Annotated in this window: 23 protein-coding genes; 15 read left to right on the forward strand and 8 right to left on the reverse strand. The window is 51.5% G+C overall.

From position 1 onward, the window contains the following. The first annotated feature begins 77 nt into the window (after nucleotides 1-77). From BS29_RS08960 to ahcY, 3 genes are all read left to right on the forward strand, one after another. Complete coding sequence (locus BS29_RS08960) at nucleotides 78-656, forward strand: YqgE/AlgH family protein (RefSeq protein ID WP_326838455.1); 579 nt, start codon at nucleotides 78-80, stop codon at nucleotides 654-656. A 135-nt stretch (nucleotides 657-791) separates the two neighbouring features. After that, nucleotides 792-1,289: a hypothetical protein gene (locus BS29_RS08965; protein ID WP_229953324.1), complete on the forward strand. Its 498-nt coding sequence runs from the start codon at nucleotides 792-794 to the stop codon at nucleotides 1,287-1,289. Between the two features lie 116 nt (nucleotides 1,290-1,405). Further along, nucleotides 1,406-2,824 carry an adenosylhomocysteinase gene (gene ahcY / locus BS29_RS08970; protein ID WP_229953325.1) on the forward strand — a complete coding sequence of 473 codons (1,419 nt, stop codon included), beginning with the start codon at nucleotides 1,406-1,408 and terminating at the stop codon, nucleotides 2,822-2,824. A gap of 48 nt (nucleotides 2,825-2,872) precedes the next feature. Here the strand turns inward: ahcY and BS29_RS08975 are convergent, their stop codons facing one another. Continuing rightward, entirely contained in the window at nucleotides 2,873-4,636 is a 1,764-nt protein-coding gene (locus BS29_RS08975) for a lytic transglycosylase domain-containing protein (protein WP_229953326.1), read from the reverse strand. Continuing rightward, a complete protein-coding gene (locus tag BS29_RS08980; protein ID WP_229953327.1) occupies nucleotides 4,636-5,430 on the reverse strand; it encodes a uracil-DNA glycosylase family protein in 795 nt (264 codons plus the stop codon). Before BS29_RS08980 ends, BS29_RS08975 begins: the two co-directional genes overlap by 1 nt. Before the next feature lie 128 nt (nucleotides 5,431-5,558). Between BS29_RS08980 and BS29_RS08985 the strand changes: the two genes are divergently transcribed. The 8 genes from BS29_RS08985 to BS29_RS09020 are packed head-to-tail and all read left to right on the forward strand — an operon-like array spanning nucleotide 5,559 to nucleotide 15,265. Further along, nucleotides 5,559-7,214: an electron transfer flavoprotein-ubiquinone oxidoreductase gene (locus tag BS29_RS08985; RefSeq protein WP_229953328.1), complete on the forward strand. Its 1,656-nt coding sequence runs from the start codon at nucleotides 5,559-5,561 to the stop codon at nucleotides 7,212-7,214. Continuing rightward, nucleotides 7,186-8,871 carry a tetratricopeptide repeat protein gene (locus BS29_RS08990; protein ID WP_229953329.1) on the forward strand — a complete coding sequence of 562 codons (1,686 nt, stop codon included), beginning with the start codon at nucleotides 7,186-7,188 and terminating at the stop codon, nucleotides 8,869-8,871. Before BS29_RS08985 ends, BS29_RS08990 begins: the two co-directional genes overlap by 29 nt. After that, nucleotides 8,871-9,725 (forward strand): 4-(cytidine 5'-diphospho)-2-C-methyl-D-erythritol kinase, encoded by an 855-nt coding sequence (locus tag BS29_RS08995; protein ID WP_229953330.1) that lies wholly within the window; start codon nucleotides 8,871-8,873, stop codon nucleotides 9,723-9,725. Before BS29_RS08990 ends, BS29_RS08995 begins: the two co-directional genes overlap by 1 nt. Further along, complete coding sequence (locus tag BS29_RS09000; protein ID WP_229953331.1) at nucleotides 9,722-10,447, forward strand: N-formylglutamate amidohydrolase; 726 nt, start codon at nucleotides 9,722-9,724, stop codon at nucleotides 10,445-10,447. The genes BS29_RS08995 and BS29_RS09000 overlap by 4 nt, the downstream gene beginning before the upstream one ends. 58 nt (nucleotides 10,448-10,505) lie before the next feature. Continuing rightward, entirely contained in the window at nucleotides 10,506-12,227 is a 1,722-nt protein-coding gene (gene ilvD, locus BS29_RS09005; protein WP_229953332.1) for a dihydroxy-acid dehydratase, read from the forward strand. Continuing rightward, nucleotides 12,214-12,648: a hypothetical protein gene (locus BS29_RS09010; RefSeq protein WP_229953333.1), complete on the forward strand. Its 435-nt coding sequence runs from the start codon at nucleotides 12,214-12,216 to the stop codon at nucleotides 12,646-12,648. Before ilvD ends, BS29_RS09010 begins: the two co-directional genes overlap by 14 nt. An 8-nt stretch (nucleotides 12,649-12,656) precedes the next feature. Continuing rightward, entirely contained in the window at nucleotides 12,657-14,057 is a 1,401-nt protein-coding gene (locus tag BS29_RS09015; protein WP_229953334.1) for an NAD(P)H-hydrate dehydratase, read from the forward strand. Beyond that, nucleotides 14,054-15,265, forward strand: coding sequence for a class I SAM-dependent RNA methyltransferase (locus BS29_RS09020; RefSeq protein ID WP_229953335.1), 1,212 nt, complete (start codon nucleotides 14,054-14,056; stop codon nucleotides 15,263-15,265). The genes BS29_RS09015 and BS29_RS09020 overlap by 4 nt, the downstream gene beginning before the upstream one ends. Nucleotides 15,266-15,275: 10 nt before the next feature. On the opposite strand, the gene BS29_RS09025 is transcribed toward BS29_RS09020, so the two are convergent. The 6 genes from BS29_RS09025 to BS29_RS09050 all read right to left on the reverse strand — a co-directional run bounded on the left by BS29_RS09025 (nucleotide 15,276) and on the right by BS29_RS09050 (nucleotide 20,980). Then, a complete protein-coding gene (locus BS29_RS09025) occupies nucleotides 15,276-16,235 on the reverse strand; it encodes a carbon-nitrogen hydrolase family protein (protein WP_229953336.1) in 960 nt (319 codons plus the stop codon). Between the two features lie 18 nt (nucleotides 16,236-16,253). Further along, on the reverse strand, nucleotides 16,254-16,688 hold the full coding sequence (locus BS29_RS09030; protein WP_229953337.1) for an MAPEG family protein: 435 nt from the start codon (nucleotides 16,686-16,688) through the stop codon (nucleotides 16,254-16,256). Nucleotides 16,689-16,709: 21 nt separating this feature from the next. Further along, nucleotides 16,710-17,138 carry an MAPEG family protein gene (locus tag BS29_RS09035; RefSeq protein ID WP_229953338.1) on the reverse strand — a complete coding sequence of 143 codons (429 nt, stop codon included), beginning with the start codon at nucleotides 17,136-17,138 and terminating at the stop codon, nucleotides 16,710-16,712. 72 nt (nucleotides 17,139-17,210) lie between these two features. Further along, nucleotides 17,211-18,410 (reverse strand): type III PLP-dependent enzyme, encoded by a 1,200-nt coding sequence (locus BS29_RS09040; RefSeq protein ID WP_229953339.1) that lies wholly within the window; start codon nucleotides 18,408-18,410, stop codon nucleotides 17,211-17,213. Between the two features lie 188 nt (nucleotides 18,411-18,598). After that, a complete protein-coding gene (locus BS29_RS09045) occupies nucleotides 18,599-19,762 on the reverse strand; it encodes a carboxynorspermidine decarboxylase (protein ID WP_229953340.1) in 1,164 nt (387 codons plus the stop codon). Beyond that, entirely contained in the window at nucleotides 19,763-20,980 is a 1,218-nt protein-coding gene (locus tag BS29_RS09050) for a saccharopine dehydrogenase family protein (protein ID WP_229953341.1), read from the reverse strand. Between the two features lie 53 nt (nucleotides 20,981-21,033). Here BS29_RS09050 and BS29_RS09055 point away from each other — a divergent pair, with 53 nt between their 5' ends. The 4 genes from BS29_RS09055 to BS29_RS09070 all read left to right on the forward strand — a co-directional run bounded on the left by BS29_RS09055 (nucleotide 21,034) and on the right by BS29_RS09070 (nucleotide 23,972). After that, complete coding sequence (locus tag BS29_RS09055) at nucleotides 21,034-22,014, forward strand: threonine ammonia-lyase (RefSeq protein ID WP_229953342.1); 981 nt, start codon at nucleotides 21,034-21,036, stop codon at nucleotides 22,012-22,014. Between the two features lie 38 nt (nucleotides 22,015-22,052). Next, entirely contained in the window at nucleotides 22,053-22,622 is a 570-nt protein-coding gene (locus BS29_RS09060; protein ID WP_229953343.1) for a sigma-70 family RNA polymerase sigma factor, read from the forward strand. After that, nucleotides 22,615-23,334, forward strand: a complete 720-nt coding sequence (locus BS29_RS09065) for an anti-sigma factor (RefSeq protein ID WP_229953344.1) — start codon at nucleotides 22,615-22,617, stop codon at nucleotides 23,332-23,334. Before BS29_RS09060 ends, BS29_RS09065 begins: the two co-directional genes overlap by 8 nt. A gap of 83 nt (nucleotides 23,335-23,417) precedes the next feature. Continuing rightward, a complete protein-coding gene (locus tag BS29_RS09070; RefSeq protein ID WP_229953345.1) occupies nucleotides 23,418-23,972 on the forward strand; it encodes a fasciclin domain-containing protein in 555 nt (184 codons plus the stop codon). Nucleotides 23,973-24,024: the final 52 nt, after the last annotated feature.

Raw genomic sequence — 24,024 nt, forward strand, 5'->3', positions numbered from 1 at the left:
TGACCGCATTATGAAATTGCAAGCAGTGTGATGATATTGTTCCGTTTATCGAATTTACCATGGGCAGGGCGCTATAAGTGACTTATGTAGTGGAAATGGATGATCCGCTCTATTTCACCGGCCAGTTCCTGCTGGCCACGCCCGGTATGGCTGATCCCCGATTTTCACGATCCATCATCGCTATCTGTTCCCATGATGAAAATGGCGCGCTGGGAATCAATATTGGCGAGATATCCCAAGATATCAGCTTTCACGGGATATTGGAGCAATTTGATATAGAGTCAGAGGCGTTGCCGGATCGCAGCGTATTTGTTGGTGGGCCAGTAGAAATGCATCGGGGCTTCATTCTCCACAGTCTGGATTTCAACCTGTCAGATACTTTGCAGGTCGGCAATCTGTGGGGATTAAGCAGTTCGCTCGATATTCTAGGTGCCATCGCCAAGGATCGCGGCCCTGAAAAATGGATTGCTGCCCTGGGCTATTCTGGTTGGGGGGCAGGGCAATTGGAGCATGAACTCACTCAGAACGGATGGTCGATCACCCAAGGTGAGCCAGATTGGCTCTATGAAACAAATGCAAACGACAAATGGGAAATGGCATGGAAGGCGCAAGGGATCGATCCCGGCATGTTGTCCGGGCAGTTTGGCAGCGCTTAAGTCAATTGAGGGCTCTAAATATCCCATGATTTTAACTGGTTCGATACTGAATATTGCTTAACCAAGGGCTTTAGAAATTCCCTAAGTCCGAAAGAAGAATTTCGTAATCCTCAAAGGGAAAGGGGATTACGGGGAATGTCTAAATTTAGAAAATTGGTATTGGTTAGCATTGTCGGAAGCATGACATTGGCGGGTACGGCGCAGGCAGCGTGTTGGTCACCTGCAGCAGTGGATGCCGCCCATGTGCGGGATTTGCAATCGCGTCTGATGGTTGCCGCCCTACGCTGTGCAAAATCAGAACATGATGTTTTGCCGCATTATAACCGGTTTGTTCGCGGCCAAAAACCATTGTTGAAACTGGGCAACGGTATTTTGCGGAGCCATTTCGCAAAAGGACGGAACAAGAAGCAGGCAATCAAACATTATGATCGCTATGCTGTTTCATTGGCCAATAAATATGGCGCTGGGTCGGGCGATTTGTCGGAGTGCAAAGCGATGAAAGAGCTGGCGAGCTCTGCAGCCGATGGCGATGGTAAAATCTCATCGCTGGTCAATATCTCGCAATTTCACGGCTTGTCACCACATTTACCTAGTGGTCGCTGTGGGATTGTTATCGCATCGAGTAAAAATTGATAATTAAATTACAAATATAAAGACATCTTTATATTTGCTTCCAAAGCCGCAAGAAGCTAAGGAATGATGATACTGCCGCCCGGATTTCCGGCGCGGCAATTCGTCTTTCAAGGAGAATGAATGTGGCTACCGCAGCAGATACAGCGAACCAGGATTATATTATCAAGGACATCTCCCTTGCCGATTTCGGACGCAAGGAAATTGAGATTGCCGAAACCGAAATGCCTGGCTTGATGGCCTTGCGCGAAGAATTTGGCGCGGAGCAGCCTTTGAAAGGCGCGCGGATCACCGGTTCTTTGCACATGACCATTCAGACGGCTGTTTTGATCGAGACGCTGTTGGCTTTGGGGGCAACCGTCCGCTGGGCTTCCTGCAACATCTACTCCACACAGGATCACGCGGCTGCCGCTATTGCTGCTGGTGGAACGCCGGTATTTGCAATTAAGGGTGAAACGCTGGAAGAATATTGGGCTTATGTTGAGCGTATTTTCGACTGGGGTCCGGAAGAAACTTGTAACCTGATCCTGGATGATGGTGGCGATGCTACCATGTTTGCACTTTGGGGTGCGCGGGTCGAAGCTGGTGAAGAGCTGTTCACGCCAGATAACGAAGAAGAAGAAGTCTTTGTTGCCACGCTGAAACGCTTTTTGGCTGAACGTCCTGGTTATCTGACCAAGACGGTTGAAACCATCAAAGGTGTTTCAGAAGAAACCACCACCGGTGTTCACCGTCTCTATGATCTGGCTAAGCAGGGCAAATTGCCATTCCCAGCGATCAACGTGAATGACAGTGTTACCAAATCGAAGTTCGACAATCTCTATGGTTGTAAAGAATCGCTGGTTGATGCTGTGCGCCGGGCCACCGACGTCATGCTGGCCGGTAAAGTCGCCTGTGTGGCGGGCTTTGGTGATGTGGGCAAAGGTTCTGCAGACTCGCTACGCAATGGCGGTGCCCGCGTTATCGTTACCGAAGTCGATCCTATCTGCGCTCTGCAGGCTTCGATGGAAGGCTATGAAGTCGTCACCATGGAAGAAGCGACCAAGCGCGCTGATATTTTTGTGACCGCGACCGGCAACAAAGACGTGATTACTGTGGATCATATGCGCGACATGAAAGATCGTGCGATTGTCTGCAATATCGGCCATTTCGACAGCGAGATCCAGATTGCTGGTCTGCAAAATATGAAATGGAACGAGATTAAGCCGCAGGTTGACGAAGTTGAGTTTCCGGATGGCAAGAAACTGATCATTCTGGCCCAGGGCCGTTTGGTCAATCTGGGCTGTGCAACCGGCCACCCGAGCTTCGTGATGTCAGCCAGCTTTACCAATCAGGTGATGGCACAGATTGAACTGTGGTTGCGGCCTGAGCAGTATAAGAATGATGTTTATGTTCTGCCAAAGCATCTCGATGAGAAAGTGGCCGAGCTGCATCTTGCGAAACTGGGTGTGAAGCTCACCAAATTGTCTCAGGAACAAGCGGAATATATCGGCGTTACGCCGGAAGGACCGTTCAAGCCTGATCATTATCGCTATTAAGAAATATACCGGATGGGCCTAGATCGGCTCATCCGGATTTCCGCTGATTTAGCGTCCCGTAAAGCGCGTCTTGTCTTTGCCGGGCTTTTTCGGGAAGCTCGGCCATTTATTTTGGGCCAGACTGCGCAAGCTGGCAGATTTGATGCCGGCCTGTTTTTCATACATCCAGTAATTCCGCATGATGATCGAAACATAACCGCGTGTTTCGACATAAGGGATGCTCTCCATGTAGAGCAGTGGATCATCATTATCCCGAATTTCATTGTTCCAGCGCTGCACCGATCCCGGTCCTGCATTATATGCGGCCGCGACTTTTGGCAGCTTGCCACCGGTTATCGATGAATCGCTAAGATATTCGAGATAGGATTGGCCATATTCAAGATTGGTCGACGGTTTGAATAGCTGCGATTTCTCGAACCTTTTGCCATTCGCACGGGCAATATCGCCAGCGGTTCCCGGTCGAACCTGCATCAATCCAATGGCATTGGCTGGACTGACAGCTTTGCTGCGAAATGCTGATTCCTGAAGCGTATGGGCATAGACCAATGCGGGATCAACACGCCATCCACCATCCGGTTTCCATTTGGGGGCAGGGAAGCGGGCCTGCGCATCTGGTTTGAACCCGCGGGGCGCGTGATGCGCCAACCACAGCTGTGTTCTGGGCAGATTGAGCTCGCGCGCCAGCTTCAACAGAGCCGCATGATCTTTGGAATCACCGATGCGGGCCTGGTGCCGCAAGACTTCATCAGCCAAGCCTTCTTCACCGATTTCGACCAGAGCGATGGCAGATTTGACATTGTCGTGCCGTTTCAAAGCTTTCCAATCATCCTTCGCAAATTCTGCGCGGGATTTCATGTTTGCAATGTCCATGCCCAATGTTTGCGCGGAAAGCAGACCGTAAAAGCTGTCACTGCGTTTGGCTGCTGTTTGCAATTTGCCTTGTGCCTTTTGTGGCTGACCACAAACAACATCGGATCGCGCGCCCCAATAGAGGCCAGCGGCCTGCAGATCTGCATTTGCAGCGCGTCGCCCGACATTTTCAAAAGCGGCACTAGCGGTTTTGCAGTCTTTCAGGCGCCAGGATGAAAGTCCTGCAACCCAATCGGCATGCACGACCCAGGGGCCGCTGCCTGCTTGGGCTTTTTTTGCCATGCGCTGGGCGGATCGATCGTCATTTTCGATATAGTAAGACCATGCCACGCGCTGTTCCAGCTCTGTACGCGCATCTGATGAAATTCCTTGTCCTGCCTCTTCAAGCAGCGCCTCAGCAGATTGCGGGCTGTCATTCTTGATAAATCCCAGAATACGCCCACGAATGGCGTTGGCTGTATTATCTGATTTGATCGAGCCAGGTTTCTTACGGATGGGAAGGCCAGGAACATAAGAGAGATTGCGGCGTTGCGGCAGATTAGGGAGCAATTCCGCACCCCGTTTCTTCGCCAGACGTCCCAATTGCGCGGCCTGTGGTATATGCGGCGCTTCGTTTACGAGGACCAATAATGGCCCCAATTCCGCACGGGGCGAGTTGGCGGCAAGGAAGAATTCTGCCTGAACGATGGATTTCAGCGGGCCTTTAGGCGCATCGGCAATCAAGTTTTTGGCAATATCCCACTGATTACCGCCCATTGCCTTGAAAATTGCACGGTAATGCTCGGATTGGCTGCGCTTCAATTGTGACGGGATGTCTTTTGCCACAGATGAACTTTTGAATAATACTGCGCCGCCATCTTCGGCTGCCACCGGAGCGAGGGGAATAGCAATAAGAGCGGATGTGAGAGCAAATTTCAATTTTGCCGAATACTGATTTTTCACTAAGCTTGAATCCTTGTAAGCAATTGCAAATCTCTCCACGCTTCCGCTTTGAATTCCGGTCTTTCGATCAAAATTCGCGGATGAAAAGTCGCTATTGCCTCTATTTTGGATGAACTATGGTTAACAAATTGTTTATTCTTGCGTGCAGTGAGCAAATTCTCGTTAAAAAACAAGCCAGATGGCGTGTCGCCAAATATTATGATGCGTTTTGGTCTGACTAATCCAATATGGTGCAACACGCGTTTTTTGAGTGCGTCATGATATTGGGGATCAATACGACCATCGAAGGAGCGTCCCAAAGAGATGGATGCTGAATAGGTTTTTTGCGAATCGCAGCCGATGGCCTTGAGCATGTTGACTAACAAAGCGCCGCTTTTGTCCGAGAAGAGAGAATTTTGGAGCAAACCACTTTGTTCCGGCATTCCCACAATAGTCATAATTTCTGGTTCGATTACACCGTTCGGCAGGATATGATTTTGCGACCATTGTGCTTCCACCAGATTTTCTGGCGCGGACAACCACGCGAGAAATTCGTCATGTTCAGAAGGATAATTTTCACTGAAATTTGCTGTGCCGGTACTTTCCAAATTGGATTGCGGCTTGCTTTCCGTAGCGGCAATATTCTCTACTGGCTTTGGTTCTACGGGCCGGGTGACAGGAACCGTCTCTGTCAAAAGTGAGGCAGGTTCGTCATCATAATGCAGGTCAACACCCGCTAGGCTCCACCAGTCGCGAAGGCTTTCTATCTGCTCCAAAGGCGTGCTTTCAGAGGGTGCAGGCGTAGAAAAATTCATATATGTATAGAGTCATGAGTTGACGAGTTGGTCAATTGGCGGGCAAGCATGTTTCTGTCCAAAGGGTTGCCGTTTGCGGTAGGACGAATGTAAGCAAATAATATCGAGTTGAATACAGGAAAAATGCGATGAGTGAACGAGAATCTATGCCTTATGACGTGGTCATTGTTGGTGGGGGACCAGCAGGGCTAAGCGCGGCTATTCGGTTTAAACAAATGGCCGATGAAGCCGGCAAAGATCTCTCCGTCTGTATTTTGGAAAAAGGCTCTGAAATCGGCGCGCATATCCTGTCAGGGGCGGTTATTGATCCGAAGGCCTTGGACGAGTTGCTGCCCAACTGGCGTGATGAGGATTGCCCGATGGCCGCGGTTCCCGTCACTGACAATCAACATTGGGTGCTGACAAAAAAGAAGAAATTTTCGATCCCGCACATCATGACACCGCCATTCATGCACAATAAGGGAACATATACCGGTTCCTTGGGTAATTTGTGTCGCTGGTTAGGTGAACGTGCCGAAAATATGGGTGTCGAGATTTTTCCAGGCTTCGCGGCCGCCGAAATTCTTTATAATGAGGACGGCTCGGTTAAGGGCGTAGCGACCGGTGATATGGGTGTGGCGCGCGACGGCAGTCATAAACCCGATTATCAGCCGGGACTTGAACTTCACGCAAAATATACTTTCTTTGCAGAGGGTGTGCGTGGACATCTCACAAAGATTCTCAAGAATAAATTTGCGTTGGATTCAGATAGCGAACCGCAAATCTATGGGCTTGGTATCAAGGAACTATGGGATATTGATCCCGATAAACATGCTCCAGGACGCGTGATCCATAGTCAGGGGTGGCCGCTTGGCGAGGGATCCAACGGAGGCGGATTTCTCTACCACCAGGCTGACAATCAGGTAGCATTGGGTTTTGTGACCTGGCTCAACTATGAAAACCCTTATCTATCGCCTTTTGAAGAGATGCAGCGATGGAAACAACATCCGGAAATTCGCAAGATTTTAGAAGGAGGAAAACGGGTTTCCTATGGCGCAAGGGCCATTAATGACGGCGGTTTCCAATCGGTGCCAAAGCTGTTTTTCCCTGGCGGCGCGTTGATCGGTTGTTCTGCCGGTTTCGTGAATGTTCCGCGGATCAAGGGCACGCATACGGCCATGAAAACCGGTATGATGGCAGCAGAGGCCGCTTTTGAGGCGATTGTTGCAGATCGGGCCAATGATGAATTGGCAGCATATGGCACCGCCTATGAAAATAGCTGGGTACGCGAAGAACTGCGTGTTGTCCGCAATGTTTTACCGGCTGCCGAAAAATATGGTGATTTTCTGGGATCAATCATTGCTGGCATCAATATGTGGGCAGAGCATTTCAAAATCAAAATGCCGTTCACGATGAAACATCATCCGGATCATTCACGCCTGAAACGTGCAGAACACTGTACACCGATAGAATATCCCAAACCGGACGGCGTTATCAGCTTTGATCGCCTCTCTTCGGTTTTCCTGTCCAATACCAATCATGAAGAAGATCAGCCCGTTCACCTGCAGTTGAAGGATGCATCCATGCCTGTGGATGTGAATTTGCCGGTATTTGCGGGCCCATCCCAAAGATATTGTCCTGCAGGGGTCTATGAATTTGTTGAGGACGATGCGGGCAATCCGAAATTCCAGATTAACGCACAAAACTGCGTCCATTGTAAAACCTGCGACATCAAAGACCCGAACCAGAATATCAACTGGGTCGTGCCAGAAGGCGGTGGAGGTCCCAATTATCCGAATATGTAAGATATCGGCTTTTGGCATCCTTGCCGTAGCCCTTGCTGGCAGTGCTGCGCATGCAAAACGCAGCAGTGGCGCGGAAGGACTAAACCAATATGTAGAAGCACGACTAGCGGAATCAGTTGATAATCCTGCGGTCGCCGCCGCCATCTATGCGGACTCGCTGAAAAGCCAACCTGATAACCTATTGCTGGCTGGCAAGGCCTATGTGAAGGCCATCGAAGCAGGCAAGTTCGATCTTGCTGTCAAGGCGGTTCGAAGCCTTGATCTGCGCGGTCAAGTTGAGCCGGAAATGCCGTTCCTGTTGTTTGCGGACGCCTTTGCCCGTAATGATTACAAGGCCGCAGCTACAGCATCTATTGAGTTGGAAGCTTTAGGCAATTTCGCTTTTCTTTCTCCATTTTTAGACGCCTGGATTGCACGTGCCACCGGTGAAAGCCCTTTAATTGGCCTGGCGGCAGCGGAGAAAGACAAAACCGCTGCTTATTACCATCTGGAACAATTTATCTTACAGGGTTTGGCTGGCGGGAATGATTTGGACATCATTCCGTTACTCGACAAAATAGTCGAAGCCAATGAAGCGCGCATGGGTCCCGTTCGTATTATCGCAGCAAGGCATTTTCTGGCCAGAAAAGACACAGCGAGGGCAGTTGCTCTTTTGAAGAACGAAAGAACGGGCCCGGAAGCAAAGATGTTGGAAGACATCCGGTCAGGAAACATCAAGAAACTGGCCCAAAAAGTTAATGCTGACATTGGATTGGCGTTCCTTTTCCAAAGGCTGTCCTCGGACTTGCGAATACAGAGAGCGGATTTTCTGGCCCTGATTGGTGCGCAGGCAGCGTTGAGAATATTGCCCAACAACGATTATGGGCATCTTGTGTTGGGTGAGGCCTTTAGCGAGAGTCAGAACGGCCGAGCTGCAAAATCAGAGTTTAAAAAAATATCCTATGACAGCGCCTTTTCTTTATTGGCAATCAGCAAGGAAATAGCCAGCTATGCGGAAGAAAATGACTATGATGGCGGCCAGGTCAGGTTAAATCAGATAATTGATCAAGATCCGGAAACGCCGCAATTACAGATATTGCTTGGCCAATTGTTGCAAATGAGCGGCGATCACAGATCCGCTGCCGATGCATTCAAACGCGCGATAAGCTTGGCCGAACGACGTGATTTTTCCGATGCTGTTTTGGCCAATTATTGGCTGTCACTTGGCAGTGCACAGGAACAAGCTGGATTGTGGCCAGCTGGTTTAGAATCTTTGAAGAAAGCCAATATATTACAGCCCGATTCAGCGAGCATTTTGAACTATTTGGGCTACGCGCAATTGGAACGGCGGGAAAATACTGCATCGGCCATGGATGCTATTCGAAAAGCTTATAAGATGCGGTCATCATCTCCTGCGATTACGGACTCGCTAGGTTGGGCCTATTTTATTGTTGGAGAGCATGAAAAGGCGGTCAATTATCTTGAACGCGCACGTGCTGGAGAACCGCAAGATCCCACAATTAACGAGCATTTAGGCGACGCTTATTGGACCGTTGGCAGAAAATATGAAGCGCGATATGCGTGGAAATCAGCGAAGCTGTTCGCCGATGCTGAAGATATGCAGCGGTTAGCCGACAAGATCGATTTGGGGCTGCGTGCGGACCTTGTTTCTCCCTAATGGTAACAGATTTTGAAACGCTTCGTGACAGTGAGATCGCGTGCGCAAAGATAAATCTTGCGTTGCACGTACGTCGCAGGCGGCCAGACGGCTTTCATGACATTGAGACGGTTTTCGCCTTTCTGGATTGCGGTGACATTTTATCTGTTGCTGAGGCAGATAGTATTTCGCTGTCCATAAACGGGCTGTTTTCCGATGGATTGAGTGATAGCAACAACCTGGTCTTGGATGCAGCGCACCTATTGGCCGATCATGCAAACGTGGCTGCAGGTGCACATATGCACTTGGAAAAGCGCTTGCCGGTGGCATCGGGCATAGGCGGTGGTTCAGCCGATGCAGCAGCGACGCTGCGATTGTTGAACCGATTTTGGGATGTTGGGCTTTCCTTAAAAGCGCTGGCAAGTCTTTCGGAACCTTTGGGCGCTGACATACCGGCATGCGTGATGAGCCAAACATGCCGAGGGGAGGGTATTGGACAGAATCTTTCTCCGATCGGAAAAGTTATGCTGAATGGTCACTATGTCCTGCTTGCTAATCCCTTGATTCCGATATCGACGGCTGATGTCTTTCGCGCCTGGGATGGAGTTGATCGGGGGGCTTTGGCTGGTGAAGATGCCATAGAGGCATCAATAGCCGGCCGAAATGATCTGCAGAAACCTGCGGAAACTATCGCGCCCGCAATCGGGGATGTGTTGATCCGATTGGATGAAACGACACCGGTTCTGGCGAGGATGTCCGGATCAGGAGCGACTTGCTTCGGAATATATGAAACCAGGGAACTGGCGATCGCTGCACAGGCGCAGATCACCAAAGAGTTACCTAAGATTTGGACCATGGTTGGAGAATTAAAGTGACCGAACCATATGAAATATTTGGAGTGCCGCAGGAACGCGGAGTTTTGATTGTCGTTGATCATGCCTCCAATCATGTCCCATCCGATATCGACCTGGGTATCGATCCCGCTCTTTTGGAAGAGCATATCGCTTATGATATCGGCGTCGCTAATGTTGCGCGTTATATGTCTGAGAAAAGCGGTTATCTGAGTATTTTGGGAACCGTATCCCGCCTTGTCGTTGATCTGAATCGGTTTCCCGATGAGAGCGGGGTTATTCCAAAGCATAGCGATGGCGTGGCAATAACCGGCAACATCATTGATGAAACCGAAAGACGAGCACGGCTTGATCGGTTTTTTCATCCCTATCACGACCGTGTTGCCGAGTTGATCCACGATCTCGATCCGGCGTTGATCTTGTTCCTGCACAGCTTCACACCCAAGCTACGCGCTGACGATGCAGAATCCAGGCCGTGGCAGGTTGGCGTTTTATACAATGAATATGAAAAGGCTTCGCAGCTAGCGATCCGGTTGCTTAAGGAGGAAAGTCTGGTTGTTGGTGACCAGGAGCCCTATTCCGGAAAAGACCTGCATGCGACGATGAAACGTCAGGCCGAAGATATTGGAAAAGCCTATACGGAAATTGAAATCCGACAGGATATGGTTGCAGAAGAAACCGGACAGCGCCGTTTTGCTGAAATATTATTGCGAACATGCGATAAAATGCGAACAGGGCTTGCGTGACTACCGCTATTCTGGATAGACGAGCGGCGATTAGAAATAGCCTGTTTAGGACCATTAAATGACCCGTAAGTTCGACAAATCCAACCTGCCAAGCCGCCACGTCAGCGTTGGCCCAGAGCGCGCACCGCAGCGTAGCTATTATTACGCGATGGGCATGACGGAAGAGGATATTGCAAAGCCATTTGTTGGCATTGCATCTGCTGGCAACGACAGTGCGCCGTGCAACACCTTGCTGGATGCGCAAGCCGATATGGCGCGGGAAGGGGTTATTGAGGCTGGCGGAACCCCACGCCGGTTTAACACGATCACGGTGACAGACGGCATCGCCATGGGGCATCAGGGAATGAAATCTTCTCTGGTATCACGCGAAGTTATCGCGGATTCGGTCGAAGTCAGCGTTCGTGGCCATTGTTACGATGCGGTCATTGGTTATGCAGGCTGTGACAAAAGCCTGCCAGGCATGATGATGGCGATGCTGCGCCTCAACGTGCCTTCAATCTTCGTATATGGCGGTTCAATACTGCCCGGTCGTTTCCATGATGAAGATGTTACAGTCGTCGACGTTTTTGAAGCGGTTGGACAACATAGCGCCGGCAACTGCCCGCTGCAGGAACTGATTGAACTCGAGAAGGTCGCATGTCCGGGGCATGGCGCATGCGGTGGTCAATTTACCGCGAATACCATGGCCTGTGTTGCCGAAGCGATCGGACTGTCACTGCCTAACAGCAATATGGCACCGGCGCCTTATGAAAGCCGCGATGATATGGCCGTTGCTGCCGGACGGCAGATTATGGACTTGATAGAGCTCAATTTACGTCCGCGCGATATCTGTACCCGTGATGCTTTTGTGAACGCGGCCCGTATTGTGGCGGCAACAGGCGGTTCCACAAATGCTGCGCTTCACCTTCCCGCGATGGCGAGCGAGGCAGGGATTGATTTTGATCTATTTGACGTTGCGGAAGCCTTTAAATCAACGCCTTACCTGGCTGACTTGAAACCTGGAGGCAAATATGTCGCACGGGACATGCACAATGCTGGCGGTGTTTACATGCTGATGAAAACGATGATGGAGCATGACCTCCTTAATGTTGATTGCATCACCGTAACCGGAAAAACTCTGGGTGAAAATATTGACGAGATTACATGGAATAGTGATCAGAAGGTCATTTATGATGTCAAAAATGCGATTACCGAGACCGGCGGTGTTGTTGGGCTGAAAGGTTCACTGGCCCCTGAAGGAGCCATTGTGAAGGTAGCAGGTATGGCGCGCCTTCAGTTCCGCGGTCCTGCGCAGATATTTGAATGTGAAGAAGATGCTTTTGCCGCAGTTGAAAAACGCGAAATTGTAGAAGGATCTGTAATCGTCATCCGCAATGAAGGCCCGAAAGGAGGGCCCGGCATGCGGGAAATGTTGGCCACAACAGCTGCGCTTTATGGTCAAGGCATGGGTGAAAAAGTCGCATTGATCACAGATGGCCGGTTCTCTGGAGCCACACGTGGTTTTTGTATCGGACATGTCGGACCTGAAGCAGCCGACGGCGGTCCGATTGGACTGGTCGAAAATGGTGATATGATCAACATCGACGCGGAAGCGGGCACGATTGACTTGGAAGTGGATGAAAAAACATTGGAAGAGCGCCGTGCACGTTTCAAACCGCATGGAAATGATTATGGGGCAGGGGCATTATGGCGCTATGCACAAAATGTCGGACCTGCCTATAAGGGTGCTGTAACGCATCCGGGAGCGAAAGCGGAAAAACATGTCTATGCGGATATTTAGCGCTTCTTTAGCTCTATTGCTTGTATCGGGGTGCGGTAAACCGGACAATGCGGTTCTGGCCGAGGCTGAGAAAGATGCAGCTGCCCAGGCGGCTAATGAGGGTTTGATAGAGTGCGCGATAAATGGGGATACCGACTTTTCAAAAGGATGCCAAAGCGAGCGCCTGGCCGGTGAAAATGGCGTGACGCTCATTGTACGGCACCCCGACGGTGGTTTTAGGCGATTCAACATTCTTACCGATGGTCGCGGATTGGAAGCCGCTGATGGATCAGAGAGAGCCCAGGTTGAAATTGTCGAAGAGGACAAAATTCTGGTGAGCGTCGGGTCCGACAAATATCTGATGCCAGCACGCATGAAATCACCCGCGACGGCCGATGCTGCCAACCCAACGGATGGATCAGCACCACAAGCCGGAAACTAACGGTCAGGATGCTCAATAACGGGCATATCCTCACTGCTGCAGAAATGCAGGAAGCTGAGCAGCACCTCATCGCGAATGGATCATCGGTCATCGCGCTCATGGACCGGGCGGGATCGGGCGCCGCCGACTATATCTGGCGAACAGCCCCTCACATACCGACACTGGTAATTTGCGGTCCCGGCAATAATGGGGGGGATGGCTATGTTATTGCTCAAGCTTTGTTGGAAAAAGGTGCGATTGTAAAAATTGTCGCGAGCGCAGAGCCCAGTACTGATGCCGCAAAAACTGCAAAATCCCTGTGGCAGGGGGTGATGCTGTCCTTAGAAGAAGCCGAACCCGAAATGCAGTTTGTTGATTGTTTGTTCGGGACCGGACTGACGCGTCCGGTTTCGGGAAACCTGTTGAAGCATTATCACCGATTATCCAATGGCGCTCAACGGCGGGTGGCGATCGATCTGCCGAGCGGTATTGAAACCGACACCGGATCACGACTGAATGAAGTGTCGAACTATGACCTGACCATTGCGCTCGGTGCGTATAAACCGGCCCATTATTTGAATCCGGCAGCGGCGCTTATGGGAGATCGCGTTGGCGTCGATATCGGTGTTCGTTCGGTTTCACAGACGAAATTGCTGGCACGTCGAACAATTGCAGAGCCAGGCAAGACGGATCACAAATATAGCAGAGGATTAGTAGCGATAGTGGCTGGCCCGATGAAGGGAGCAGCAAAACTATCGGCACTGGCCGCCCAGAGGTCTGGCGCAGGCTATGTGAAGATATTTGCCGGATCTGACTTTGAATCGCCCAACCACAGCATCGTGACTGTACCTTGTGATGACGTGAAACAACTACGTGCAAAACTGGCCGACGAAAGAATTGGCGTCATCGTCATCGGCCCCGGATTAGGCCGTGATTCCAACGCTAAGCAGCTACTGGACGCGGTTCTCGAAATTGAAAAGCCGGTTGTTCTCGACGCAGATGCATTGATGCTATTGGGGGATGAGGTGCATCGCCTGCAAGGCCGATCTTCGCCTGTTGCAATGACGCCTCATAGCGGAGAATTTGCGGCTCTGTCCGGTGGAGGCGAAAGCTCCAAGATATATGCAAGCGTAAAACTGGCCGCACAAAGTGGCGCAGTCGTGGTCCATAAGGGCAGTGATACCGTGATAGCCAATCCCATGGGAGATGCAGTTGTGGCCCAACAAACGTCCAACTGGCTTTCGACTGCGGGAACGGGTGACATTTTGGCGGGTATGATTGCAGCGCGTTTCACAAATGAAAAAGATATGTTTTTGGCCGCTCAGCAAGGGCAATGGCTGCACAGTCGAGCCGCCAGTTTGGCGGGGCCGAGCTTCTCACCTGAGATACTGATTGATCATATCGCGAAAGCAATCCAAGAGTGCCTATGAGCACTGAAATCGATCCAAATGTCATCTTGCGCGTTGCTGCCAAAGGAGACGGCGTTACCGCAGATGGTCGCCATATATCCTTTTCTGCACCGCTGGATCGGCTGAACGAAGATGGCGGTCTGATAAAGGGGCCACATCATGTGGAAGCTCCATGTCAGCATTTTAAGGAATGTGGCGGATGTGCCCTTCAGCATATTGATGATGAAAGTTACGCGCAATTTGTGGTTGATCGAGTAACTTATGCCCTGGAGGGGCAAGGGTTAAGTGCTGGTACCATGCATGCTCCCTATATTTCAAAACCCCACAGTCGTATTCGCGCTAGCCTGCGCGCGGCCTTGATGGGCAAGACCTTTAAGCTGGGTTTCAGCGGAGCAGGGAGCCACCGGATTATCGATCTGAAACAGTGTGAAATCATGCGACCGGAACTGTTTTCCGTGATTGGACCGTTGCGAGATTACTTGAAATCTGTGGCACGGCGCAAACGTGATATGAATGTTGAGATGAGCCTTGCCGATCAAGGCGTCGATATCTGCATCAAGAATTATGAGCCGGAAAATTTGGAACAACGGGAAGGATTGGCGGCATTTGCCAAGGCCAATAAACTGGCACGTTTATCCGTCGATAATGGATATGGGCCGGAAACCCAATGGGAACCAGAACCGGTTACCGTAACGTTTAACGGGATATCGGTAGCATTACCGCATAATAGCTTTTTGCAGCCTACACATGACGGCAAAGCGATATTGGTTGCCGCGATGCTGGAATCGGTAGGCGATACCAAACTTGTCGCGGATCTCTTCGCTGGTCTTGGTACGTTCACATTTGCACTGAGTGAAGAAACAAAAGTCTATGCCGCAGAAGGTTCGCGCGATGCAATCGGCGCATTGAAAATGGCGGCCAACCTCTCAGGGCGGCAGATATTTACCGAACATCGCGATCTATTTCGGCGGCCGCTGAGCCCGGAAGAATTGAACCGGTTTGGCGCCGTGATATTGGACCCACCTCGAGCCGGCGCTCGTGATCAGATTGCTCAGATCGCGCAGTCGGATGTGCCGAAAATCTGCTATATAAGTTGCAATCCGGCTAGCTTTGCGCGTGATGCCAAGCAGCTTTGCGACGCGGGCTATCGGTTGGATGCGCTGTGGCCGGTGGGACAGTTTCTGTGGTCGACCCATGTCGAGCTGGTTTCGAGCTTCACGAAGGCATAGCCGGGATATTTTAGTTTTCGGACCAGTTCACACCGGCTTTTGATCGCGTATCGACCGTCAAGTCAAACACATCCGCTCTAGAGTAATGGCCGTCAACATCGAGCGCCGCCTTTGCCTCTTTGCCAGCATCAAGGTCAATTTCAGCCGCAAGGATAGTGTTCTGTTCACCTGCTTCTGCCACTATGCTCGCATCCGGTGCGACAATGATGCTTTGCCCGAATTGCAACTGCGTATCCGGAATTTCCTTGAACAGCGAGAGTGCTTCGTCGTTGCCGCCCACCAGTTTTAAACCTTCCAGCAAATCATCGCGATGCAATAATGTGCCTGCCGCCAGCACATGACATCCGCCCTCAAAAGCATAATGACGTGAGGCGATCTGATAAGTCTCTCTAACCGTCGGCCAAGCTGCGACATGGACGTCTTCGCGCAGATTATGCATCGCGGCACGGGCGAGGGGCATCCAGTGCTCCCAGCAAATCAGATTACCTGCGCGGCCCCAGTCCGCCTGATGCACGTCTAGGGTCGAACCATCGCCGCGGTTCCAGATCAGGCGTTCCCCATGGGTTGGTACCAGCTTGCGGTGGTTCAGTACGGGCATATCCGGACGGAACAGCATCTGGTTGTTATACAGGCTGGAGCGGAGGCGTTCGTGCACGCCAATGGATATGCAAAGCTTCTTCGCATCTGCCAGGTCCTGTAGTGGCGCCAAACGCGGGTCGTTCTCTGTTATTGCCTGATCCATTAGGATACGGTGCAAGGCCTTGCTGCCCGGATGATCCCACAGCGCAGCCCCTGGTGCCTCGTCAAGCCAGATTGGATAGCCGCCCAGGAATGTCTCGCCAAAGCCAATCATCCGTGCGCCCTGGTCGCTGGCCTTTCGTGCCAAATCGACTGCCTGCTCGATGCCCTTGTCAATGCACAGGGGAACCGGTGCCGCCTGGACTATAGCGACATTCAAAAGGTTGGGCATGGGAAAGACCGTTTCTGGTTAGTGGAACACCGCAAGCGCTGCGTGAATGGCCAGAGCGATAATACACAAGCTTGATAATGCAAATACCAAAAAGCGGTACATGATCTTGTTAATCGTTGCCTGGATAAGGCTGTGCAACACGCGCAGACCAACATAAGCCCATGCAATGGTCAAGTTAAGCCCGTCGCCTTGTCCGACAATCGCCAAGACAATGCACACAGCATAGAATAATGTCGGTTCGGTCAGCAGGTGATTGTAATTATGCGCTTTCCACTGGATTTCCGGCGGTAAGAGAGTATCGAGTCCACCCGCAGTTGACTGGCGACTAAGCTTGTCAGGATCAACTTTCGCCTTGTTCATGGCCGGAATGCGTGTGACGTACATCCACAACCACATAATCATGGTCCACAAGATCAGCGCTACAACAGGCTGTAATATTGGACTATTTTCCATTTGTTTTACCCCCTTAAAAAATCATACCACTGTCGTGAAAAATGCGTTTATCGCCATGATCATCAGACAGATTGTCGATGCCACGAAGAGCAAAAAGCGGACATTCACCAGATTGACCGTCGCCTGCCAGATGCTGTGCGCGATGCGTAGTGCCACATAGGCCCATGCCAGCCACAGATTAATCCCCGTGCCCGCTTCTGCGACGGCCAGGATGACAACCGTCGCATAAAATAGCGTCGGTTGCTCCATCAGATGGGAATAGTTGTGCGACTTCCACGCCACTTTATCGGGCAATTGCGGATCGACATCTGGCCCCCGGCCACCGGGCTTGGCGGTGATATCGATGCCGAGTTTCTTGGCTGCCGGAAGCCGTGTGCCAGCCATCCAGAAAAGCATGATAAGCGACCAGATGACCAACAGGGCCGCCGGTGCCAATATTGCAGTATCCATCTTATCCTCCCAGAAGTTCGGAAGGAACCTGCTTCACATATTGTAAATTGTCAAATGCAACTTAATCAGAGCTTATGCCCCGGGGAAAGACACCACATTTTCTCGGTCAGAGCGATCAAGATTATCACCCACATAAGCGCTGGCCATCGGTTCATCAGCAACATCATAGTCGGCAATCGAACCATAACCGTTAAACTTGGTTCGCATGGCCGATCCATAGGCCCCAAGCATACCGATCTCGATATAGTCGCCTGCCTTTACATCTTCGGGCAGCACGAACGGTCCCGCCATATGATCCATATCGTCACATGTGGGACCATAGAAACTATATTCTGTCGTCGCGACCTCATCAACCTGATCGCCGAGCAGCTGCACCGGAAAACGCCAGCCAATATGCGCTGCATCAAACAACGTACCATAGGCGCCGTCATTGATATAAAGCTCGTTCCCGCGGCGCTGTTCAACCTTCACGATCAGCGAATTATATTCCGCTGCCAGCGCCCGGCCCGGCTCGCACCAAAGCTCCGCCGAATAGCTAATCGGCAAATCTTCAAACGTTCGGTCGATCGCGCTAAAATAATGGTTCAGTGATGGCGGCGCCATATCGGGATAGATGGACGGGAAACCGCCACCAACATTGACAATATCGACGGTCACCGATGCTTCAACAATTACCGTCCTTACCCGCTCCAGAGCATGGACGTAAGCCAGCGGCGTCATCGCCTGACTGCCGACGTGGAAACATATGCCCAGCTGATCAGCGACCTGACGTGCGCGCTGCAGGAGAGGGGTGGAATCATCGACATCAATGCCAAATTTTGAAGCCAGACTGATCTGTGCAAATTCCGACGCAACCTTGATACGGATACAAAGCGTCAAGTCTTCTGCGCCATTAGTAGCACGCTCAATTTTCTCAAGCTCTTCGATAGAATCGAGCGAGAATATCCGCACGCCATGGTCATGATAAGCTTCGCGAATGACCGCTTCTGATTTGATCGGGTGCATGAAGCACAGCACGGCTTCCGGCAGCACATTGTGCACCAGACGCACCTCATCAATCGACGCAACGTCATAATGAGTCATGCCGGCACTGAACAACAATTTCAAAAGCGCAGGCGAAGGGTTTGCCTTAACCGCATAGAGCGACTTGCCGGGAAACTGCTCGACAAAGTAACGCGCTGCGCGCCGCGCCGCGTGCGGACGGTTCAGCAAAACTGGAATGTCGGGACAAAGAGCCTTCGTCAGCTCCTGCGCATCATGGAAATTGTGCAACTCAAGGGACCCCCTTAGATTTAAAGATCGATTGAGCTGCCTTGCGGAATCACCATGCTGAATCGTGGTCGGCCATGGGGCAGCGGAGGCGGCTATATGCTCGCTTTTGCAATCTGTAAAGACTCTATGACCCAGAAATATGGCGTAAATGCGGAATGTTATTGCAATGCAACAATTTGAGTCGAAATTTAACTGAGACGGTCGCGAAATTCAGTCCAGTCAAACTGTTTGACGCAGCGCAGATCATCGGTCTCGCTGTTCCACAACCAGATGGAGGGCAGGGGCACGCCATTAAATGTATTGGTTTTGACCATTGAATAATGCGCCTGATCCAGAAACGCGATCCGCTGACCAATATGGGGCGGTTCCGGCAGCCTATAACCACCAATAATATCACCTGCCAGACAGCTGGGACCGCCCAGTCGGATAGGATCTCCTTCGTTCGCTTCGTCGAGCATCGCAGGGCGATAAGGAGCCTCAATCACATCCGGCATATGACAGGTTGCCGATATATCGGTAATCCCAATCGGCATGTCGTTATCAAACACATCCAATATTTCGCCAACCAATATTCCAGCATCAAGCGCGACCGCTTCACCCGGCTCGAGATAGATATCGCAATCCGATTTGGCTTTAAGGTCAGACAGGAATTGAACCAGCGCCTCCCGATCATAATCATCCCGTGTGATATGATGCCCGCCGCCCAGATTGATCCATTTTAGCTTGTCAAAATGAGGGACGATCAATGGTTCAATTTTGTTCCATGTCTTTTCCAGCGCATCGAAATTTTGTTCGCAGAGATTATGGAAATGCACGCCGGAAATCGCGCTGAAATGCTCTGGCTGTAATTGTGAGATGGGAAAGCCCAATCGGCTATGCTGCTGGCTAGGATCATATTTTGGCGTTTCACCCAGCGCAATTTCAGGGTTCAAGCGAAGGCCGATATCGCAATTGTTCAACTCTTGATCCGCCTCGCTTTTCCATCTTTCAATCTGCGCCGGATTGTTGAAAGTGACGTGATCGGAAAGCGTCAAAATCTCGGCAAGATCTTCCGCTTTATAGGCCGGAGAATAGGTACTAATGGAGCCGTGGAAATGCTCCTTGGCAAGCCTTGCTTCCCACAGTCCCGATGCACAAAAACCATCGAGATAATCTTCGATCAAGGGCGCCAAAGACCACATCGAAAAGGCCTTAAGCGCGAGCAAAATCTTTGCACCGGACCGCGCCTTCACATCCGCCAATATATCAAGGTTCCGGCGAACCGCCGCTTCATCCACCACAAAAGCAGGCGAGGGGACCCGCGCCAGATCAAAATGCGCAAATGCGCCGGGATCGCCTGCTTTGGTTTCCATCTAGAATTCTAACGGCCCATCCAGCTCTTCCAGCGTCCAGGGCAGGCCATGCGCGTTCAGCATCTCCATGAACGGATCGGGATCAAATTCTTCCATGTTGAACACACCGTCGCCGGACCACTGGCCGGACAGCATCAGTGCCGATCCGATCATCGCGGGCACGCCGGTGGTATAGCTGACCCCCTGATTGCCGGTTTCTTCAAAAGCGGCTTCGTGGCTGCAGATATTTTTAACATAGAGCGTTTTCTGAACGCTGTCTTTTTCGCCGGTCGCTATGACCCCGATATTGGTATTGCCCTTGGTCGTTTCCCCAAGGCTCGCCGGCTCAGGCAATACGGCTTTCAGGAATTGCAGGGGAATAATTTCGCGGCCTTCGTACATGACAGGATCAATCCGGGTCATGCCGACATTTTGCAGCACTTCGAGATGAGTGAGATAGGCATCGCCGAAGGTCATCCAAAACCGGATCCGCTTGATTTCCGGGATATGGGTTTTCAGCGATTCAATTTCCTCATGATACATCAGATACATGTTTTTTGGGCCAACAGCCTCAAAATCAAACTCCTGTTTGTGGGACAGGGCAGGGGTTTCGACCCATTCTCCATTCTGCCAATGACGGGCCGGGGCCGTAACTTCGCGGATATTGATTTCGGGATTAAAATTGGTGGCAAAGTGCTGGCCATGGTCGCCGCCATTGCAATCCAATATGTCGAGCGTATCGATCCGGTCAAAATGATGCTTTTTCAGCCATGAGGTGAAGATGGACGTCACGCCCGGGTCAAAGCCGGAGCCGAGCAGCGCCATGATACCGGCGTTCTTGAAACGGTCGTGATAATCCCATTGCCACTTATATTCGAACTTGGCTTCATCGCGCGGTTCATAATTGGCGGTATCGAGATAGTCTGTCTTGGTCGCCAGACAGGCATCCATGATCGGGAGGTCTTGATAGGGCAGTGCCAGATTGACGACGAGAGCAGGCCGCACCTGTTCAATAAGCGCCGTCATGGCAGGCACATCGTCCGCATCAATCTGAGCTGTTTCGATAGCGACACCGGTGCGCTGTTTTACAGACTCTGCAATCGCTTCACATTTGGGCAGCGTACGACTGGCCAGAAATATCTCCGAAAACGGTCCCGTTTTTGCAGCGATTAATTGCGCCATCTTATGCACGGCGACCGAACTGACACCACCTGCACCAATCACCAGAAGCTTGCTCATATTATCCACTCATTTCGCTAGAGGAATCATCTAACCGCATATAGAAGGACGCCATGACAGAGCAATTACTTTTGGACCCGTCCCGAAAACCAAGTGCAGCCGGGGTCGAACGGGCCGCAGCAAAGGTTGCCGATATTCTTCCCAAAACGCCGCTATTGCCATTGACCGTCGATGGAAAGACAATCTGGTGCAAGGCGGAATGTTTGCAGCCTATCGGTGCCTTCAAGATACGTGGTGGATGGCATCGTCTGACCGATTTGACCGAAGATCAACGCAAGTGCGGCGTGGTGGCCTTTTCCAGCGGCAATCATGCACAGGGCGTAGCCTGGGCCGCCCGGCGGCTTGGGGTCAAAGCTACCATCATCATGCCAGCGGATGCACCGCTGGCGAAGCTTGAGAATACGAAGAAACTAGGCGCAGAGGTGATCACCTATGATCGCCTGGCCGATTCAAGAGAAGAACTGGCTGCGGAGATTGCCGGCAAAAATGGCGCGGTTGTTGTGCCGAGTTTTGATGATCCGTGGATTATCGAAGGGCAGGGCAGTACCGGTGTCGAAATTCGGGAGCAGATGATTGCGCAGGCCGGAGCACCGCCTGACCATCTCGTGGCTTGCTGTGGCGGCGGCGGGCTGGCTACCGGTATATCGCTGGTCAATCCGGAGGCAGCCATTACCGTTGTCGAACCGGAAGGATGGGACGATATGAAGCGGTCGTTGGAAGGTGGCAGCATAGTGCCTGTTCAGGATAACCCGCCGCCTACCGAATGTGATGCATTGCAGACGCTTTTGGTCTCGCCGCTAACTTTCGATGCTTTGAAGGCACGTGAAGCGACAGGATTGGTCGTAACCAAAGCTGAGGTGCATCACGCCATGCGGGTCGCGTTTGAAAAACTGCGCCTGGTGGTGGAACCCGGCGGGGCAGTGGCGCTCGCTGCAATATTGTCAGGCAAGGCCGCTGTGACCGACAGAACCGCGATTACGATTTCGGGCGGTAATGTCGACCGCGACCGCTTTGCCGCGATAATAGGTGCTTGAAACTTCGAAAAATTGTCATAGTCTCTGTGCCAGAGACCATGGCTCAGACCAATGAAACAGATCGCGCCCGTGCGCAGCTCTCCGGCCTGATTGGTCAAGCCGCCAATGGCGACCGTCTGGCGTTTCAGGATATATATAATCTGACCTCGGCGAAACTTTTTGGCGTTTGCCTCCGTATCTTAAATGATCGCCAGGCATCGGAAGATGCGCTGCAGGACGCCTATGTTAAGATTTGGCGCAATGCAGCGCGGTTTGATGCACAGCGAGCCAGTCCGATAACCTGGCTGGCAACTATCGCGCGCAACACCGCAATTGATCGGAAACGATCGGGCGGCAATCGAGTGATGGTTTCGGATGATGCCATAACGAATATGGCGGCGAAGGAACAAAATATATTGGAAAGGCTGGAAGCACAGGAAGGTACGGAAATTTTGAACAAATGCCTCGACAGCCTCGAAGCACGGCAGCGTAACGTGATCCGAACGGCTTTCTTTGAAGGGCATAGCTACAATGAATTGGCACAGAAGCTGGGCACGCCGTTAGGGACCGTAAAAAGCTGGGTTCGCCGGGGATTGAAGCGTTTGAAGGATTGCATAGACGATGGTTGATGAACAGGAACCACTGAAGGACGACGAAGTGCCGGATGATGAAACTCTGGCAGCGGAATTGGCGCTCGGGCTCCTCGATGGTGATGAGAAGGCCGCGGCGCTGCGCAAGCAATTGTCTGATCCAACCTTCGCCCGTGCGGTTGATGAATGGAATGACCGGATCGATCCGCTTTTTCAGGAATTTCAGGACGTCGAGCCAGAGGCGTCAATCTGGGATAGTATCGAGAGCCGGATTGATGGCGGGGCCACCCCATCTGGCACAGTGGTTCAACTGAAACGTTGGCGCATAGGGGCAATTCTATCGGGCGCTTTGGCTGCCTGTCTGGCGCTTGCATTGATTGTCGGTCCCGGTCCGTTTGCGTCACCTTCTGAACCCCAGTCCGTTGCGGTTGCGCAACTGACCGGCAACATTGAAGGGCTGGTTTTGGCGGTATCTTATGATCCCAAGACCGCCGAGATGCGGGTTGATGTTGACGGCATGCCCGAAACGGAAACAGAGCCGGAGCTATGGATTGTCGGCAGTGACGGTGTTCCCCGCTCGCTAGGACAGATCGGGCGCGACGGAATCAGCCAGATGACGGTTCCCAGCGATCATCGCAAATTGATCACCTCCGCGGCAACTTTGGAACTTTCCATGGAACCCCCATCCGATACACCCCACGCAAAACCTACCGGAGAGCCGGTTGCGACGGGAAAGATAACAATTATTTGAGTATTTTTGCATCCGATAGAAAACTCGCCCCGTAACTCCTCGCATATCCAGTTTCGGATATGAATTTTTTAGGAGTTACCCCCATGAAGAATATTCGTTTTTCAAAAGTTGCCATTGCACTTGTCGGTTCACTTGCTCTCGTCAGCGGCGGCACCGCTTATGCCGGCAAACATCATGCAAAAATGTCGCAACAAAACATCGTAGAAAAAGCGGCCAGCACCGATGATTTTTCTACACTTGTTGCTGCTGTGACAGCTGCAGATCTGGCTGGAACATTGTCGAGTGACGGTCCATTTACGGTTTTTGCACCATTGAACTCCGCCTTTGCTAAATTGCCAGCTGGTACAGTTGAAACCTTGGTAAAGCCGGAGAACAAAGCCACTTTAACTTCGATTTTGACGTACCACGTCGTTTCTGGTCGTTTTAAAGCCAAAGATGTTATGGGCTTGATCAAAAAAGCACCCAATGGTGTCGCTTCTATTTCGACGGTCCAGGGGGGCGTACTTCAAGCTTCCATGGGTACCGATGGCTCATTGATGCTTACCGATGCCAAAGGCGGAACATCAAAAGTTGTGATGGCTGATGTAAACCAGTCCAATGGCGTTATACACGCAATAGATACGGTAGTGATGCCCTAATCTTCATCAATCAATTCCCCCTAAGCCTGCAGAGCTTTGCCTCTGCAGGCTT

Source organism: Parasphingorhabdus litoris DSM 22379, assembly GCF_020906275.1.
Taxonomy (GTDB): domain Bacteria; phylum Pseudomonadota; class Alphaproteobacteria; order Sphingomonadales; family Sphingomonadaceae; genus Parasphingorhabdus; species Parasphingorhabdus litoris.